At 45.8% G+C, this 17,098-nt stretch carries 14 protein-coding genes; 4 read left to right on the top strand and 10 right to left on the bottom strand.

Annotated features, from left to right (window positions below; genetic code table 11):
• The first annotated feature begins 39 nt into the window (after positions 1-39).
• Positions 40-1,767 carry a cation:proton antiporter gene (locus PSE7367_RS08095; protein ID WP_015164885.1) on the top strand — a complete coding sequence of 576 codons (1,728 nt, stop codon included), beginning with the start codon at positions 40-42 and terminating at the stop codon, positions 1,765-1,767.
• 252 nt (positions 1,768-2,019) lie between these two features.
• Here PSE7367_RS08095 and PSE7367_RS08090 read toward each other — a convergent pair whose 3' ends face one another.
• The 6 genes from PSE7367_RS08090 to PSE7367_RS08070 all read right to left on the bottom strand — a co-directional run bounded on the left by PSE7367_RS08090 (position 2,020) and on the right by PSE7367_RS08070 (position 9,356).
• Positions 2,020-3,615, bottom strand: coding sequence for a glycoside hydrolase family 57 protein (locus PSE7367_RS08090; RefSeq protein ID WP_015164884.1), 1,596 nt, complete (start codon positions 3,613-3,615; stop codon positions 2,020-2,022).
• 456 nt (positions 3,616-4,071) lie between these two features.
• Positions 4,072-4,821: an SDR family oxidoreductase gene (locus tag PSE7367_RS08085; protein WP_015164883.1), complete on the bottom strand. Its 750-nt coding sequence runs from the start codon at positions 4,819-4,821 to the stop codon at positions 4,072-4,074.
• 114 nt (positions 4,822-4,935) lie between these two features.
• A complete protein-coding gene (locus tag PSE7367_RS08080) occupies positions 4,936-5,523 on the bottom strand; it encodes a TetR/AcrR family transcriptional regulator (protein ID WP_015164882.1) in 588 nt (195 codons plus the stop codon).
• A 170-nt stretch (positions 5,524-5,693) separates the two neighbouring features.
• The gene (locus tag PSE7367_RS08075; RefSeq protein ID WP_015164881.1) at positions 5,694-6,644 is read right to left on the bottom strand and encodes an alpha-E domain-containing protein; all 951 of its coding nucleotides are present in this window, start codon (positions 6,642-6,644) and stop codon (positions 5,694-5,696) included.
• Positions 6,645-7,088: 444 nt separating this feature from the next.
• The gene (locus PSE7367_RS21895; protein WP_015164880.1) at positions 7,089-7,388 is read right to left on the bottom strand and encodes a hypothetical protein; all 300 of its coding nucleotides are present in this window, start codon (positions 7,386-7,388) and stop codon (positions 7,089-7,091) included.
• A 534-nt stretch (positions 7,389-7,922) separates the two neighbouring features.
• Positions 7,923-9,356 (bottom strand): circularly permuted type 2 ATP-grasp protein, encoded by a 1,434-nt coding sequence (locus tag PSE7367_RS08070; protein WP_015164879.1) that lies wholly within the window; start codon positions 9,354-9,356, stop codon positions 7,923-7,925.
• Between the two features lie 429 nt (positions 9,357-9,785).
• Here PSE7367_RS08070 and psaK point away from each other — a divergent pair, with 429 nt between their 5' ends.
• Positions 9,786-10,052, top strand: a complete 267-nt coding sequence (psaK, locus tag PSE7367_RS08065; protein WP_015164878.1) for a photosystem I reaction center subunit PsaK — start codon at positions 9,786-9,788, stop codon at positions 10,050-10,052.
• 72 nt (positions 10,053-10,124) lie between these two features.
• Here the strand turns inward: psaK and PSE7367_RS08060 are convergent, their stop codons facing one another.
• The 3 genes from PSE7367_RS08060 to PSE7367_RS20315 form a co-directional block, all read right to left on the bottom strand.
• Positions 10,125-10,793: a hypothetical protein gene (locus PSE7367_RS08060; protein WP_015164877.1), complete on the bottom strand. Its 669-nt coding sequence runs from the start codon at positions 10,791-10,793 to the stop codon at positions 10,125-10,127.
• Positions 10,794-10,834: 41 nt separating this feature from the next.
• Entirely contained in the window at positions 10,835-11,305 is a 471-nt protein-coding gene (locus PSE7367_RS08055; protein WP_015164876.1) for a GNAT family N-acetyltransferase, read from the bottom strand.
• 85 nt (positions 11,306-11,390) lie between these two features.
• On the bottom strand, positions 11,391-13,343 hold the full coding sequence (locus tag PSE7367_RS20315; protein WP_015164875.1) for a mechanosensitive ion channel family protein: 1,953 nt from the start codon (positions 13,341-13,343) through the stop codon (positions 11,391-11,393).
• A gap of 310 nt (positions 13,344-13,653) precedes the next feature.
• On the opposite strand from PSE7367_RS20315, the gene PSE7367_RS08045 reads away from it, so the two are divergent.
• Positions 13,654-13,818 carry a hypothetical protein gene (locus tag PSE7367_RS08045; RefSeq protein ID WP_198013452.1) on the top strand — a complete coding sequence of 55 codons (165 nt, stop codon included), beginning with the start codon at positions 13,654-13,656 and terminating at the stop codon, positions 13,816-13,818.
• Between the two features lie 99 nt (positions 13,819-13,917).
• Here PSE7367_RS08045 and PSE7367_RS21535 read toward each other — a convergent pair.
• Positions 13,918-14,639, bottom strand: a protein-coding gene (locus PSE7367_RS21535; protein ID WP_156800356.1) for an IS1 family transposase whose coding sequence is annotated in 2 segments (ribosomal slippage) — positions 13,918-14,333 and positions 14,333-14,639 — 723 coding nt in all. Because the reading frame shifts where the segments join, the coding sequence is not laid out codon by codon here.
• Positions 14,640-14,988: 349 nt separating this feature from the next.
• On the opposite strand from PSE7367_RS21535, the gene argZ reads away from it, so the two are divergent.
• Positions 14,989-17,094 (top strand): bifunctional arginine dihydrolase/ornithine cyclodeaminase, encoded by a 2,106-nt coding sequence (gene argZ / locus PSE7367_RS08030; protein WP_015164873.1) that lies wholly within the window; start codon positions 14,989-14,991, stop codon positions 17,092-17,094.
• The last annotated feature ends 4 nt before the right edge of the window (positions 17,095-17,098 follow it).

The following is a 17,098-nucleotide window of genomic DNA, read 5'->3' as shown; positions in this document are numbered from 1 at the left end:
GAACTAAAATCAATCAAGCTTAAATTTTAAAATTGACCTATGGAAAGCTTTGCCAGCAATGGATCTGCCTATTTAGAAGAAGGGATCGAGAAATTCTTACTGGTACTCACAGTTTCCATGAGCGTGGCCACGGCTTCGCGGATGTTTGAGTGGCTTCGCCAAATTCCCTATACCTTGTTATTGGTGATTGTGGGATTGGTGCTGGCACTGCTTGATGTCAGGTTGGTGACCATGTTTCCTGGCCTCACCCTGGTGGTATTTTTGCCACCATTGTTATTTGAGGCGGCCTGGAACTTGCAATGGCGTGAAATCCGCCGCGATATTGTGCCGATTTGTTTCTATGCGATCGCTGGGGTGGTGATCTCGATCGTGGGGATCAGCTTTGCGTTGCATTATTTGATCGGCATGAGTTGGGCGATCGCCCTGTTGGTGGGAGCCAGCCTCTCGGCCACTGATCCAGTTTCGGTGATTGCTTTATTTAAGGACATCGGCGCCGAAAAACGCCTCTCGACACTGATGGAAGGCGAGAGCTTGTTTAATGATGGCGTGGCCGTGGTTGCCTTTGGTTCGCTGCTGGGATTGTCACTGGGGGTCACAGAACTAACCGTGCCGACAGCGATCGCGCAGTTTTTAGTATTTGCGGGCATTGGCATTGCCGTAGGGTTGCTGATTGGCTTTAGTATCTCTTATCTGACCCAGCGGTTTGACCTACCCCTGGTGGAACAATCGCTGACCCTGCTCACAGCCTATGGTGCTTATTTAATTACTGAGAATCTGGGCGGTTCTGGTGTAATCGGTGTGGTTACCGCCGGCGTAGTATTGGGTAATTATGGCTCCAGGGTGGGGATGAAACCGCGCACGCGCCAGATTGTGACCGAGTTCTGGCATTTCCTGGCCTTTTTTGTCAATTCGATCGTGTTTTTGTTGATTGGCGATCAAATTCATGTCGATCGGCTGATGTCCTATACTCCTTCGATCTTGGTGGCGATCGGTGCGGTGTTGGTAACCAGAGCAATCGCCATCTATGGGCTGGGCTATCTGAGCAATTTGCTGGTGCAATCGGAAATCCGCTGGCGCGATATGACGGTGCTGTGGTGGGGTGGGCTGCGTGGTTCGGTTTCGATCGCCCTGGCGTTGAGTGTGCCGATTTTGATTGTGGGCCGCGATGAGGTAATTAATATTGTGTTTGGGATCGTTTTGTTTACCCTGCTATTTCAGGGCTTGACCACTAAAGCGCTGGTGGAAAAATTGGGCTTGATCAGTGGCCAGATTTTTCGCAAAAAATATACGATCGCCCTGGTGCAACGGATTGCCCTCAATCGTATTCTCAGATTTTTACACACTGAGCGCCGCGAGCTAGAAATAGATGGCGATCTCTATGATCAACAATTGGCGATCGTGCGTAGTCAGCTAAACCAGGTGAAGGGGCAAATTAATGATCTGCAAGAAAAATATCCCCAATTAATCAATGCAGAGGTTTTAAATATTGAAAAACTCAAGCTGCAAGAGGAAATGCTGGCGATCGAAGCCGATGCCTATGCGGAGTTTGCCCAAACCGGCTTGATTGAGGAAATGCCCGATTCGATTTTGCAAGAAGCTTGTTTGGCGGCAGATTTTGAGCAGGAGCAGCAATCCTGGCAGAAGCGCGGGGCGATCGAACCTGATCCCAATAATCCTGATGTTAATAATTTCAAGGCTCAGCCCAATGGCGATCGTAATCTTGATTCAGATCAATCGGACTCAAAGGAGCAGCTTGAGGTAAAGTGATGCCTTAAATTCTCAATAGGAATGCGTTCGATAAATCTGTAAGAAGATATGATTAGCGGATATAAAGTTTCGGAAATCGTCTAAAAAATCGGGTGCGACCTTAGCGATTGCTATTTTTGATCGAACCATCAAATTATTATTAATAATTTCAACTCCCATTGATTAGGAAAATGATTTTCCCATACGGTGCCGATGATTGAAGATTAATCAGGCAGAGAGAGCAGCGATCGCCCCACAGCATAGATCAACAAATCAACTGCTTTTAGCTCGATAGACCCGATAATCAACCTGCGGAAAAATATTATCCATATATTCCACCTTCTCTAGCCACCCGGAATCGATCTGGCTGGCCGTAATTGATTCATAGAGCTTATTAAACCGCAATAAATGGGACTTGGTGCGACGCTCCGCATAGGGAACCATTGACCCTGAACTCATAATAAACGCCCAGTCCGAAGATTGCGCCAAGAGTAATTCCCTGGCCGCTTGGTTCAAGGCTCGTTCTTGCAATTCATCGGCACTTTCGCGCCGCGCTAGCTCAATCATCCGCTCACCGGCCTTATGCAAATGGGGATAAATCCAGGTGTTGGTGTGGTTGAGCCAATATTCATGGAACCCCTTGTAGCCCCAGCTCGATTGGGCTGGACGGGCTACCTGCTGCTGAGGATGAGCCTGCAAATAGTCAGACAGGTGAGTCATTTCAAAGGCATTCTGATCGTAGTAGGCCTTGCGCATCAAATAGTCAATAAACCAGGGGCCTTCATACCACCAATGACCAAATAACTCCGCATCATAGGGAGAAACCACGATCGGCTCGCGCCCCATAGTCTCACATAGATGATCGATTTGATGCTGGCGATTGAACATGAAATTACCCGCATGTTCGGCGGTTTTTTCCCTCGCCCAATAGGGATCGTAATATTCTTTAGCGCCCAGGTCTGCGCCCCTGGTAGTAATTCTGTGATACTTAATGCCAGTGTTTTTACGCTGACCATTGGGCATCACATAGGGTTTGATATATTCATATTCTGCTTCCCACCCCAAATCCTTATAGAACTCGCGGTAGGTGGGATCGCCAGGGTAACCCAACTCAGACGACCAGACCTGTTGGGAGGATTCATGATCGCGGCCAAATACAGCCACCCCGGGCTCTGTAAAAATCGGCGCATAGGTACCATAACGGGGGCGAGGTTGGGCATACAACACACCATGACCATCGATCAGAAAGTAACGAATCCCAGCATCGGCAACTAGTTCTTCTAAGCCATTGTAGTAAGCACATTCAGGAATCCACATCCCATTCGGCGATCGGCCAAATTCCTGCTCATAATGTTCGGCAGCCACCTTAATTTGTGCCCACACTGTCTCTGGATTGATTTTTAACAGTGGAAAGTAGCCGTGGGTAGCACCGCAGGTGATGATATCAAGATTATTGCTATCCAGAAATTTTTTCAGTGCCCCAATCAGATCGCCATGGTAGGATTCCCAGATCGATCGCACCTCGGCAAATTCTTTAACGTAATATTCCGCCAGGTAGCGCACATGGTCATTAAAGTGATTGCGCTCAACTTCCCGCTCCGCCAGCTTTTGCAACTGTGCCAAATGTTGATCGTAGCGCTCTTGAAGCAGGGGATCACGCAGCATCGACAGTAGCGGCGGCGTGATGCTCATGGTTAATTTAAAATCAACCCCATCTGCATGCAATCCTTCAAATACTTTGAGCAGGGGAATATAAGTTTCAGTGATCGCCTCATAGAGCCATTCTTCTTCTAAAACATAATCACTTTCGGGGTGGCGTACAAAGGGGAGGTGGGCATGAAGAACAAGGGCTAGATATCCACTGGTCATAAAATTTATCAATCCTAGGGACTGTCCGATTAACCTCTTGGCGATCGGCATTTGGTTAAGGTTGCGATCGAGGCAAAATAGGCTCTATTACATTAACTAATTAACTACATTAGGCAATTGTAATTTATTAAGGTGGCATGTTCGGCGATTATTGCAGACACATTACAGAAATTGCGATCTGTCCTTTAAACATGCCGATCTAGCAATGTTTTAAATTACTCAATTCGTAGCATTAATACCCCTAATTAGATTGTTTCAAATGCCACTAGTCCCTAGCCACCAGCCAAAAAGAACGATCGCCCAGCCCATACCAGTTGAGCAAAGAGCGATCGTAATGATTATTGATTAATTGATTAACTTAAATTGATGGGATGAATATTGCTCCAACAGGCTAAAACTAACTATGTCTGATGCGATTGAGCGATCGTGATCCCGCTACAAACATGGCCGAAAATACTAGACATTCATCCAGCCACCATCAACCACCATATCGGTTGCGGTCATATAGGAAGAATCATCACTAGCCAGGAAAGTAGCCGCCTTAGCGATCTCTTCCACCTTGCCAGCACGCCCCAATGGAGCCGAGTTAACCACGGTATTAATAAAGCCTTCAAAGGCACCATCGGGCAAGTCCAGCTTTTTCTCAAAGTTAGTTCTCACAATCCCAGGGCTGAGAGAATTAACCCGAATATTTTTAGAACCAAGTTCGGCGGCAAAGCTCCGGGCAAACGATCGCACTGCGGCTTTTGCAGCAAAATAGAGGCTACCCATTGCCATTCCCTTGGCATTGACAGCTGAAGCATTGAGAATGATGCTAGCGCCACTGTTCAAAAGACCCACCAGCTTTTGCACCGTAAAGAATACGCCCTTAACATTGATATCAAATTCGTTGTCATAGGATGCTTCGTTTGCTGCTTCGAGGGGGGTAAAATAGCCAACCCCAGCATTGGCAAAGATAATATCTAGGGAACCAAAGTGCTCTTTAACCTGATTTGCTAGCTGATCGAGATCCGCAAGCGATCGCACATCTGCCTTTACGGGGATCGCCTTTTCACCCAATTGCTGTGCGGCTTCTTTGAGGGTGTCTTCCTTACGCCCGGTAATAATTACTCTGGCTCCCTCGGCGATGAAGTATTTTGCAGTTTCAAAGCCAATACCGCTAGTGCCACCAGTAATTACCGCAGTTTTGTTAGCTAGCTTGTTCATAGTTCCTGTCTCCTGTTTTTTCGTATGTGACTGTTTGAATGCTTGAATTATGGAAGTTATGGTTATTGTGGATTACTTAAACCGATCGGTCAATATTTTGGCAAAAAAAATATTCTACTTTTCGATCAGTGTGATCGCTGCATTGACTGTGCTTTCCAGCATGGTTTTATCATCAAGAATACGTCCGATTAATACCATGCCTTGAGTAGTAGATATAAATAATCGAGCCAGGTCACGGGCATCCACTTTTGTGCTTATTTCACCAGCCTTTTGGGCGCGGCTAATTGTGTCACAGAAATTATCTTCCAGACGTTTTAAATAGCCTCGTAAAACCTTGGCGATTGCTTCATCTTCGATACAAAAATCAGCAATATTCGTGCCGATCATGCACCCTCGGCTACCTGGCTGGCTATTCATCTCCTGCTGAGCCTTTAGAGCTTGCTTAAGATTAGCGAGCGGTGAGCCAGAGGCAGACAAAATTTCGCAAAGTGGTTTAACAATTATTTGGACATAATGTTCCAGCGCCTTAAGGAAAAGCGATCGCTTGTTGCCAAAGGTGTCATACAAGCTTTTCTTGCCAATCCCCATTTGTTTGAGCAATTCCGACAAGCTAGCGGCTTCGTAGCCACGTGCCCAGAACACTTCCATTGCCTTGGTTAAGGCTTTTTCGGTGTCAAATTGCTTAGCCGGTCCGCGTGTCATGTCTTTTCGTGTTTAACCATAAAAGAAGAGTAACACAACCTAAACCGATCGGTCAATGTTTTGAAGTTTAAACTTTGTCTCCAACATGAAAAGATTGAAATCATTGTCAAAAGGCTATTTAGCAGTTTTCAAATCAACGCTAAACCTGCTAACTACCTAAAGAACTAGATTCAGGCGATCGCTTCTAGCACACAGAAATCCTGATAGATCGAATTACCAATCCCATTTAGTCTTTGTTGTAGCTTATCGAGGAACTCATGCAACCCAGATTGGAAAATTTCATCGATCAACACAAACTCCAGCTCCGATCGCAACTGCCCCACCTGGCGCTCCACTGAGTTGCTCCAGTTACCCATCGGCGTGCCGGTGATTTTATGCAGCGATCGCTCCATCTGCAATAACGAAAAATAGATCGAGCGGGGAAATTCAGGATCGAGCAACAAAAACTTAGCCACCCCAGGAGGCGTAATCCGATGTGCTTTTTTGCGATACATTTCATAGGCACTGGCAGACTTAAGCAGCGCCATCCATTGGATCTCATCGATCGTGCTGCCCACAGCTTCAGGTGAAGGCAGCAGAATAAAATATTTCACATCCAGAATGCGCGAGGTTTTGTCTGCCCGCTCAATTAATCTGCCCATCTGGCCAAAATGCCAGCCTTCATTATGAGCCATCGTTGCATTCATCAAGCCCTGAAACAGATGGCTGTAGAGCTTGACCTGATTAAAAAAATCTTGGATTTGGGCTTGAGATTGATCGGGCGGCGCATCTTTAACAAACAAATAGAACTCATTGATTTGCTCCCACATTTCCGAAGAAATAATCTCGCGTACCGATCGGGCATTTTGCCTGGCCGCCTGCAGGCAGGTAATAATCGAATTATGATATTCACGATCGAAGGTCAGAAAGTGAATTACATTCCGAGCCGTAGCATCACCATAGCGCTCTTGAAAAGTCGGCAGATCGCCAGTGATCGCCACGAGTGGGTCCCACTGCTGCACTATATTGGTGGGCATATCAAGCATTAATTTTAAATTTACATCCACAAACCGAGCCACATTCTCAGCCCGTTCGATGTAGCGATTTAGCCAATAGATTGAGTCGGCAACACGACTTAGCATAGTGATTAAAGTTATTAAATATTGAATACAGAATATTGAGTGCAAATGCAAAAAAAATAATAGCGGTAAATCATGCTCAGCGCTGATTCAACCGCTACAAAGTATAAATACTTAACCAGTCTTTTCTCCTAACATTAGTTCTTTGTGGAGGAGAACAATATCTGAATCTGATCATCCAGTCATCCAGTCATCCAGTCATCCAGTCATCCAGTCATCCAGTGATCAAGTTTTAATCCCCCCCACAAGCTTTATAGCTTGAACTTGCCTGAGTTGGCTCTTAGCTGAGCTTGGCAAATTTGGATAACTCCTAACTAACTCCTAACTTGTTATGATTGGCGATCGCTTGCCCCCCATTGTTTCATGAGCGATCGCTTTTGACTGAGTTTTGATTGAAGTTTTGATTGAAGTTTTGCTCGAACCAATGTTTAGTAAGTAATTTGGCGATCAAGTTTCTTCCATAACTTGAACTTGAAAGTCAGCGATCGAACCCATAATCTCCCCTTGGCAATGGTTGTCAGGTGAATAAGTAACCCGATCGCCATTGCTGCTAATTTTCAAGTATGAATCCTGCTGTCCTGGTTTTTTGAGAATAAGGCATTGTTCTGGCTTAAACCCGATGTTTGCACGACTGCATACTTCCAGATTCCCCTGTACTGGTGCATCTAGCAATCGACAGTAACCAATATTCCTACCATTCGATTCGTAGTAATTACATAATGAGCATTTTTTAGTTAATCTTTTCATGTCAAGTAAGATAATATTCAGTTTTTATGGACACTGATATTATCTCATTCTTGATTAAGTAATCTAATTATTTTGTTATGACTCGTAACTTTTTGTTCCATTAGTTGAAGACTGAATGAGGGCGATCGCCGATTAGTTATAGGCAAATCAATGTCAGCTAATAAGTACAATCACCAGTGATCCCAGGAGTAATTATACCCATATCAAAACATTGATGAGATTCTTCCATATAGATGCGGCAAGATAGATAAACCAACTATTTACAACTAAACTAATCAGTTAAAGTTGATATGTTGGATTGGCTAAGAACCAGATCGTTCAACTTATAAACAACCTGATAACAGCAGTTCTAAACATTTAATAACATCCAGCTAGAAAATAGGAACTAACCCTAAAGTCTTTAGCGAAAGATACTTACGTCTTTACCACGATCCCCATAATCTATGGCCAGCATAGATGTAATTTATAGGCTAAAATGCTCAAGCTCTGGTCTGGACAGATGGCTTCAGGCGATCATTTTGTTACTAATTATTTTTAATTAGTCAATACCCAGGTATCCTTACTACCACCACCCTGGGAGGAGTTGACCACCAGCGAGCCACGCTTCAGCGCCACCCGCGTCAAACCGCCGGGATTTACATAGATATCCTCGCCGTAGAGGATGTAGGGACGTAAGTCCACATGGCAACCCTCTATTTGATTTTCGATCAAAGTGGGCACCCGTGATAAACACAAAGTTGGCTGAGCAATGTACTTGCGGGGATTGCTTCTGATTCGATCGGCAAACTCAGAGCGTTCTGCCGCCGTAGACTGAGTACCGATCAACATGCCATAACCACCGGACTCATCTGCGGACTTAACCACCAGTTTGTCTAAGTTTTCCAACACATGGGATTGATGTTCTTTTTCCCAGCATAAATAGGTGGGCACATTGTTTAAAATCGGCTCTTCATCTAAGTAATACTTAATCATTTGCGGTACATAGGCATAGATCACCTTATCATCGGCTACACCAGTACCCAGGGCATTAGCGATCGCCACTCTTCCTTCCTTATACACTTCATAGAGGCCAGGAATGCCTAATAACGAATCAGCTCGAAACACCTGCGGATCGATAAAAATATCATCAATGCGGCGATAGATTACATCAACCCGTTGTAATCCTTTGGTGGTGCGCATTTTTAAATAGCCATCATGCACCACCAGATCGCCTCCTTCCACCAATTCTGTACCCATTTGCTGAGCCAGAAAAGAATGCTCAAAGTACGCAGAATTATAGATTCCTGGGGTTAGCACTACCACCACTGGATCAGGTAATCCTGGTGGGGCGAGGTTGAGCAGGGTTTCCAGCAATCGCCCTGGATATTTTTCTACCTGCCGAATATTCAAAGTTTGGAACACTTGGGGAAAGGTGCTTTTCATGATCCGGCGATTTTCCAGCACATAGGACACCCCCGATGGGCAGCGCAGATTATCTTCCAGCACATACCAGGAACCATCCCGATCGCGCACCAGGTCAGTGCCCGTAATATGACACCAGATATCTTGAGGTGGTTTGATCTGCTCACAGGGTTTGAGATAACCAGTGGCGGATTCAATTAACTCCTGTGGAATCAGGCCATCTTTAATAATTTTGCGATCGCCATAGATATCACATAAAAAAGAATTCAAAGCATAAATGCGCTGTTTCAAACCGCGTTCCAGTGTGCTCCATTCCTGCGCTGAAATCACCCTGGGCACAATATCAAAAGGCAAGATCCGCTCTGTCCCCTGACCATCGCTATAAACACTAAAGGTGACCCCCAGCTTAAACAGGGCATTGCGAGCTTCCTGCGATCGCAGGCCTAATTCATCCGCCGACATTTGGCAGATCCGCTCAATTAGCTGCGCTGCTTCCTGCCTGGGATTGCCCTTACTTTCATAAAGCTCATCATAAAAATCGCCCGGATCATAGCTGTCAAAATGCATTTTGCTTATACCTGATGCCTTTTATCGATATTATTAGCCTTAATTCACATTGCCGCTTTTAGGCAAAAAAAATGTAGCGATCGCTACTTCTAGCTGAGGTTATCCAGATATGTAGCCAACGGACTGAGTCTGGAACTAGCCAGAGGCTGGAATCCCCAACCATGATTAATTTTGTTTGCATATTTAAGATATTCAAGATCGATTGCGATCGCCCGATCGCTTTACATCAGCGCGATTTAGTTAATAATATTCGATCGCACATCAAGCTAAGCCCTGGTTTATATTTTAAGTCGGTATTTTTCAGGCAGGGCAAATTATCGTTAAGTTACATTGAGACTAAATACCTATTAGCGGTAAATCACCTTACGATATGTGTCATAAGAATTGACTTATATTGATAGATCAACGTTAAAAGGTTATATAAACTCTATGCTAAGCCACCTAATTCTTGCCACTGCCCCCGTTACGCCAGTCTGGTCGATCAATGTAGCCCTGATTATGATTACCTGCAATCTCTTCGTCATTTCGATCGGGCGCTATGCGATTAAAAATCGTGGTGTTGGCCCAGCTTTGCCAGTTGAAGTACCAGGCATGTTTGAAGGGTTTGGATTGCCAGAACTACTAGCCACAGCTAGTTTTGGGCATTTACTCGGCGCAGGTATGATCCTTGGCCTCAGTCAAGCGGGATTGCTTTAGTTAGTTAAGCTGCAATTCCAAAATTAAAATATCTGCTTTGGCGATCGCCACCTGCTCTATTGCGCTCTCATGCTAAACATGCACCTGCGCCAGAATTGCACTGAGGCGATCGTAGTCATCTTTTAGCAAAATACTCAGATAGCGCCCCGCTTGCACCAGCCAATCGCGGTCTAGGCCCCGACAACGATATACTTGCCGCAAAACCGCTGCCACTAATTCATCTACGGGCACGCCGCCTAATTGGGTTATTGTGCGCAGAAAATACAACTCATCGGTGAAGACATCCACCTCGTTCGCACTACAGGCATAGACAGCCTGGTGAATTTGCGGCGGTTGGGCGGGCAAATGTTGAAATATAGTTGCCGATCGGCTTTGTTTTACATCAATCGCATTAGCGTCATTTCTAAACCCGACCAGGGCTACTCTGATCTCGGTTTTAAGCATGGCGAAAATTTGGGGTTGTTGTTCCCGCAGCTCATCGATCGACATGCCCAGCGCCCTGGCTCGATGCACCGAATCGATCGGCAATGTGGTGCCATGACACACCACACCATAAATTGTTCGTTGGCTCTCTGTGTCGCCGGTTTTTAGCCAACTGCCAAACGCGGGCATAGTCGGAAACCTCAGATCCTCTGGTTCCAAGCATTGCGCCACATACATGTTGGTCGAGGTTTCGATCACTTCGGCGATGTGGTTGGGTTGGCGATCGCGCGATTCATATTGGGGCAGAGGTAGGCGCATGATTCCTCGATCTAGTGTTTCTTAATCACTCTCACAAAGCTCTACAGATACTTATACATTTCTAGATGGGCGATCCCCGCTTCATAAAATTCCTCGCCCTGGGGTTCAAAACCAAGTTGCAGATACATCTTAGCCACATATGCTTGAGCGTGGATCTTGACCTGCTTAATGCCCCGATCGCTGATTACCTCGATCGCTGCTTGCATTAGTTTACTGCCAATTCCTTTACGACGATATGTGGTTAATACGGCAAGGCGCTCGATCTTGGCGATTTGTGATTCCGGTTCATGCTCAGACTCATGCTCAAAGTTAAGACTTAAATACCTGATTCTGGTGGTTGCAGCAGGCTGCCCTGCATAGAAAGCCAGAAGTTGGGTTGCCGTTGCATCTTCGCCATCAAAGTCTAGTTCCGTGGCAACGCCTTGCTCCAGGTGGAAAACCTGACGGCGGATCTGTTCAATGATGGCGCGATCGCTTTGCCAGTTTGATACTACGATCTGGATATTATCCACATTTTACATGTCTAATTTTTTAGTAACTGCCTACTACAAATTTCAGCATTCATTGCTAGGGGAAAGTATCTTGCCAGTTATCGATTCAATTATGCTTGACCCCATAGCGATCGCCCTGCTTTGCTAAATATCCACTGGCCTGATTGAGATTAGCCATCACATCACTAGAATTGTTAAACCAGATTTCCTGCTGTGACATGGGGATCGGGATGCCCGCTTGTTCCAGCGCAATTTTAACCCGACGGCGATACTCCCGCGCCACATCCCACTGCTTCAGCGGTTGGGTTTTGATCCAAAGGCGAATTAGTAAGCATTTCTCCTTGAAGTCATCCACACCCAGGATATTTGGCTGCTCATAGATATATGTACCCCAGTGATCATCATTGGCAAGCTCTAGTGCCACCTGCTCAACCACAGCCAAAGCCTTGTCCACATCAGATCCATAGGCGATCGGCACAAAAATATCCGATTGCGACCAATGGCTAGAATGATTCGCCACAATTTTAATTTCGCTATTGGGAATTGTAATCAAGCGGCCTTCAGTATCCCGCAACTGGGTAATGCGTAGATTCATATACTCCACAAAACCACCAACAGTACCCACCACAATCACATCACCGACCGCATACTGATCTTCGAGAATGATAAAAAAGCCATTGATCGCATCACGAATTAGATTCTGGGAGGCAAAGGAAAGGGCAAAACCAATAATACCTGCGCCAGCCAGGATTGGGGCAATATCGATCGCCAAGACCATCAACGTGATCAAGAAGGCAATTACCAGCACAGCGATCGTAGAGATACTTTTAATAATCTGAGAAACCGTAGAAAGACGCATCCGCAACCGTTGGGAACTGCTGGTATTCTGCAGTGATACTTCATTAACCAAGATGCTAATAAATTGATCGATTAAGACATAACTGAGTCTAATCGCAAAATAAGACAAGATTATTACGCCACCAATTCGCAATGGCGTGCTTACAATTTTGAGCAAGAACGGAATCATTACGCGGGTATGGGGAAATGTATTGAGAATCCGCAAGCCGGCTATACCCCAGATACTGGCATTAGCAAGTTGGAAAACTCTTGTTACTAACTTGCCAATATTTTGCCGAGAGCGATCTTGCAATGCATGTTTCAAAGCATGATTTGTTCTGACAGGAACGGCTGCACTGGAATGCTCAGCCAAATTATCGATCGCGGAAGTTTCTTCATCCTCGGTCGTTCTTCTCTCTGTAGTTTGCTTTGACTCGCCGTTCTGGTTGAGACGATCGAACCGGAAATAATCTAGTTGCAAATAATCCAACTCGGAATTACTGGGCTCATCGATCGGGCCCTGCTCAGCAATATGCGTCTGACCATTGCTTTGATTACCATTGCGATCTGGTTTATGAATCGAGCCAATCGCTTTCCCTGGCGGAGTTGGCAAGTTTGGTGAATTGCTATGCGGATCGATCGATCGTTTTAACTTCTTATGCCCGATCGTTAAACCAGCACTGAGAACCAAGGCTACAAGCAGGGTGATTGCCGCCTCTTTAGTTTGGTCTGGCAGCGCCTCAATGGTTCTTTCTGCTTTAGCCTGAATTAATTCCCGCTTGATTTGGGTAACGAGAATTTCTGAAAGTATGGCATTGTCAATGCCCATGATTTCTGCATCAAGAGCAGTCACACTCATCAGATATGCATCGTTGACATAAATTACATTTAAACCCTTCGAATCGCGTACTTCTATATTTAATTCATCGGTTTGCTGGCGCAGGTAATCCTGAAAAATACGATCGAGATTTTCCTGGACAACCTCAACTCTCTGATCTAGCGCCTCTCTACTATTGGAAGCGATTTTAAAGGTAGGACGGCCATTTAACCAAATCCAGTCAGATATAGTTGAGCCGTCTGACCTCTCTGACAATAAGGTTGGTGTATATTCGTCCAGAATGGTCAGGAATTCAATATTCTGCGCCCTAACCGCCGGATTAATTGTTACGATCGCCGCCATGCCGACGATTAACATTAGTCTGGCTTTAAATTTAGAAAGCATAATCGAAGTTCCCCATTGCGGTTTTCTTGCTGTCCTGAGCATCTAAGGCACTGGCCACATTAAATAATGAGGATGTATGAAGGGCTGTTATTTTGAGTCTGATAATAGCAATCGCCTAAGTATAGTAATTGTGCTGGTTATGATCGCTGAGGCAATCTTGTTTGGACTTTATTCGCTTTATTCGAACACGATCGGCAACTAGTTATATATACTCAAGACAAAGTCATTTAAGTTTGCCGTTTAGCTTAGTTATTTTCGTCACCCATTAAGGTGATATATGAACTTTCTCGCCCCAATGTGTTATGTAGCGATGACACTTAATATCCTGAGCAGTTCAATTTTTCACAAGAATCTGCTCAACCTAGCCAATATCTTGCACCAGAATTTAGAAGATCCGCAATGGCAAGCATACTTCCTCATAACCAAGGGTTGGTTTACACCCAATTTAATCAAACAAGCTGAGCAGCAATTTTGATATTAAGGCAATAGTAATTTTAGTGTTTTTTGGTTTTAAAGACAGTATCAATAGCTTTCTACTGAGAATACGGCCTGGATCTATAACGATTAGGTAGTGCTATACAAGTAAGGATGAGTTGTAATGATGCACAAATAACCAGATAGCGCCAACATGGTTAGCTAACTTTTTCGAGAAAGAAAGAGATTTGCGAACCAGTCTTGAAGCTCTTTGCCTAAGAGTGCAATTAAATCGCTCAATTTTGTTTGTCAAGCCTGAACCTTTGTCCACTGGTTGATGACGCATACTCGGAACTACCTGAGCATAGGCACGCCAGAAATCAGTGTAACAAACCGCACATTGTCGATAAACGGGTGGTAAAGACTGCCATAATCCTTGAGCACCAACCTCATCTCTAGACCCGATATGCACTCCTACGATCTCCTTAGTATTAACATCTATAGCTAACCAAACCCAAACCTTGACTCGTTTCTTGCCTACAAAAGACCACAGCTCATCCATTTGAATGGTTAAGTGCCCTTTTTTTTAGCCTGTACCTGCACTTGTTGGGGCACTTGAGCATATTTGTGATTAACATATTGCTGTAGCCATCTTGGTGATACACCTACAACTCTGGCAATACCTGCGAGTGAAACCCTCTCTAGCAGAAGTTTGTCGATTTGAGCTTTAGTCTCATTAGCGATATATTTCTTCTTAGAATTGGCTACAAATTGTCTATTGCATTGTTTACATTTGAAGTTTTGTTTACCGTTGTGAATTTTGCCATTTTTGACAATTTTGAGTGAATTGCATCTTGGACAAGTTAGCTTAGATGTATCCATGAGAGAGAATTTTTGTATCTTCTATCCCATTATCCTTACTTCTGCATGACTACCAACGATTACTTTCCAAGATATCGACAAACCCTGACACAGCGAAAATATAAGGTGAAAGCGGCGATCGCTTACTGTGGTATTTTTGATAAGCACAGCCTATTACCTGGTTAGGGCAAAGCAAGATTTAGGGCAACTGATCGCATTGATTAAGGGCTTTTGATCAGCGATCGAACTGCTTAACTAACGCGCAGACTTTCATGCCGCAAGTTGCCAACTAAGCAAAATTGAGGAGTAAGCTTTTCAAGCCGAACCAGAGCTAATAGCAATTCAACACTTCAGCAACAGTTAAGCATTTATGAGCGCCGACATTAGCTTTTTGATGTGTTCCCCTGAACACTACGACGTAGACTACGTGATCAACCCCTGGATGGAAGGTAATGTCCATCGGTCTAGTTTTGACAAAGCCCGCGAGCAATGGCATAGCCTGTATGGCATTCTCAAAGACCTGGCCACCGTCAAGCTCGTGGAACCGGCCAAGGGTTGGCCTGATATGGTGTTTACCGCTAATGCCGGCTTGATTCTGGGCAACAACGTAGTGCTCAGCCGCTTCATGCACAAAGAGCGCCAGGGCGAAGAGCCCCATTTCAAGGCTTGGTTCGAGTCCCAGGGTTGTCATGTGTTTGAATTGCCCCAAGATTTACCCTTTGAGGGGGCAGGAGATGCCCTGCTCGATCGGGAAGGTCGCTGGCTCTGGGCTGGTTACGGGTTTCGATCGGAGTTGGATTCCCATCCTTATATTACTAAGTGGCTGGATATTGAAGTACTCTCGCTGCGGTTGGTAGATGGCCGTTTTTATCACCTCGATACCTGCTTCTGTCCACTCACGGGCGGCTATTTACTCTATTATCCCGGCGCGTTTGATGCCTATTCCAATCACATCATTGAAATGCGCGTCCCGGCAGCAAAACGGATTGCGATCGATGAAGCGGATGCGGTGAACTTTGCCTGTAACGCTGTCAACGTTGGCCAAAACGTGATCATGAACAAGGCCAGCGATCGCCTCAAAGCCAGAATGACTGAAGCAGGATTTAAGGTGATTGAAACACCATTAACTGAGTTTTTGAAAGCAGGTGGTGCAGCCAAGTGTTTGACCTTGCGAATCACTGAACCGATCGCACCGCTGAAGAAAGAAGCGATCGCCCTGGAATCCCGAGTCGTCGAGATGAGTGGCCATTTGCTCGATTCCGGCATTGTCAGCCGCGCTCTGGACTTGGTGGTCGAAAATGGTGGTAGCTTCCAGGTGCTTGATTTCAAACTGGGGATTCAGAAAAACAGTACCTCTAACGCTCAAATCAAGGTTTCAGCGCCCTCCCACGACAAGATGTCAGACATCATGAGTCAGTTGATCGACATGGGGGCAGCGATTCCAGAGCAGGATGCCTCCGATGCGATCCTGGAAGTGGTCACTAAGGCTGGGGTTGCCCCCGATGACTTCTATGTCACCAATATCTATCCCACCGATGTGCGTGTTGGTGGTGAGTGGATTCGCTGCGATGCTCAGCGCATGGATGGTGCGATCGTGGTTGATGCTGCGGCTAAGTCGGCTCAATGTAAGCTACTACGAGATTTACAAGAGGGCGATCGGGTTGTGGTTGGCGTTGATGGCATTCGTACCCTGGTGCGCCCTAAGGATCAAGATAAAAAGCAAAAAGAAGAATTTTCGTTCATGGGTGCGGGTGTATCCAGTGAGCGGCGGGTAGAACTGGTGGTTGAGCAGATCGCCTGGGAATTGCGCCAGATCCGCGATCGGGGTGGCAAGGTGATGGTAACGGCGGGGCCAGTGGTAGTACATACCGGTGGTGCGCCCCATTTAGCCTATTTAATCCGCGAAGGCTATGTGCATGGGCTACTGGGCGGCAATGCGATCGCTGTCCATGACATTGAGCAGGCGGTGATGGGTACTTCGTTGGGCGTTGACCTGCAACGGGGGGTGAGTGTACATGGCGGCCATCGGCATCATTTGAAAGTAATAAATATGGTGCGGCGCTATGGCAGTATTGACGCAGCAGTTAAGGCGGGTGCGATCCCATCGGGCATCATGTATGAATGTGTGCAAAATAAGGTGCCCTATGTGCTGGCAGGTTCGATCCGGGATGATGGCCCCCTGCCCGATACCCATATGGATTTGATCGCGGCGCAACAGCATTATGCCGAGCAAATCAAAGGCACCGATATGATCCTGATGCTGTCCACCATGCTGCACTCGATCGGCGTGGGTAATATGACTCCGGCTGGAGTTCGCATGGTTTGTGTGGATATCAACCCGGCGGTGGTAACCAAACTGAGCGATCGTGGCTCGGTGGAATCGGTGGGCGTGGTCACTGATGTGGGCTTGTTCTTGAGTTTGCTGGTTAAACAGATCCAAAAGCTAACCGTGCCGTTTGGTCAAGTCAGTGCTTAAGCAA

The sequence above is a fragment of the Pseudanabaena sp. PCC 7367 genome (assembly GCF_000317065.1).
GTDB classification, from domain to species: domain Bacteria; phylum Cyanobacteriota; class Cyanobacteriia; order Pseudanabaenales; family Pseudanabaenaceae; genus Thalassoporum; species Thalassoporum mexicanum.
The sequence above is the reverse complement of the archived record's forward strand: the minus strand, read 5'-3'. Positions and strand labels throughout refer to the sequence as shown.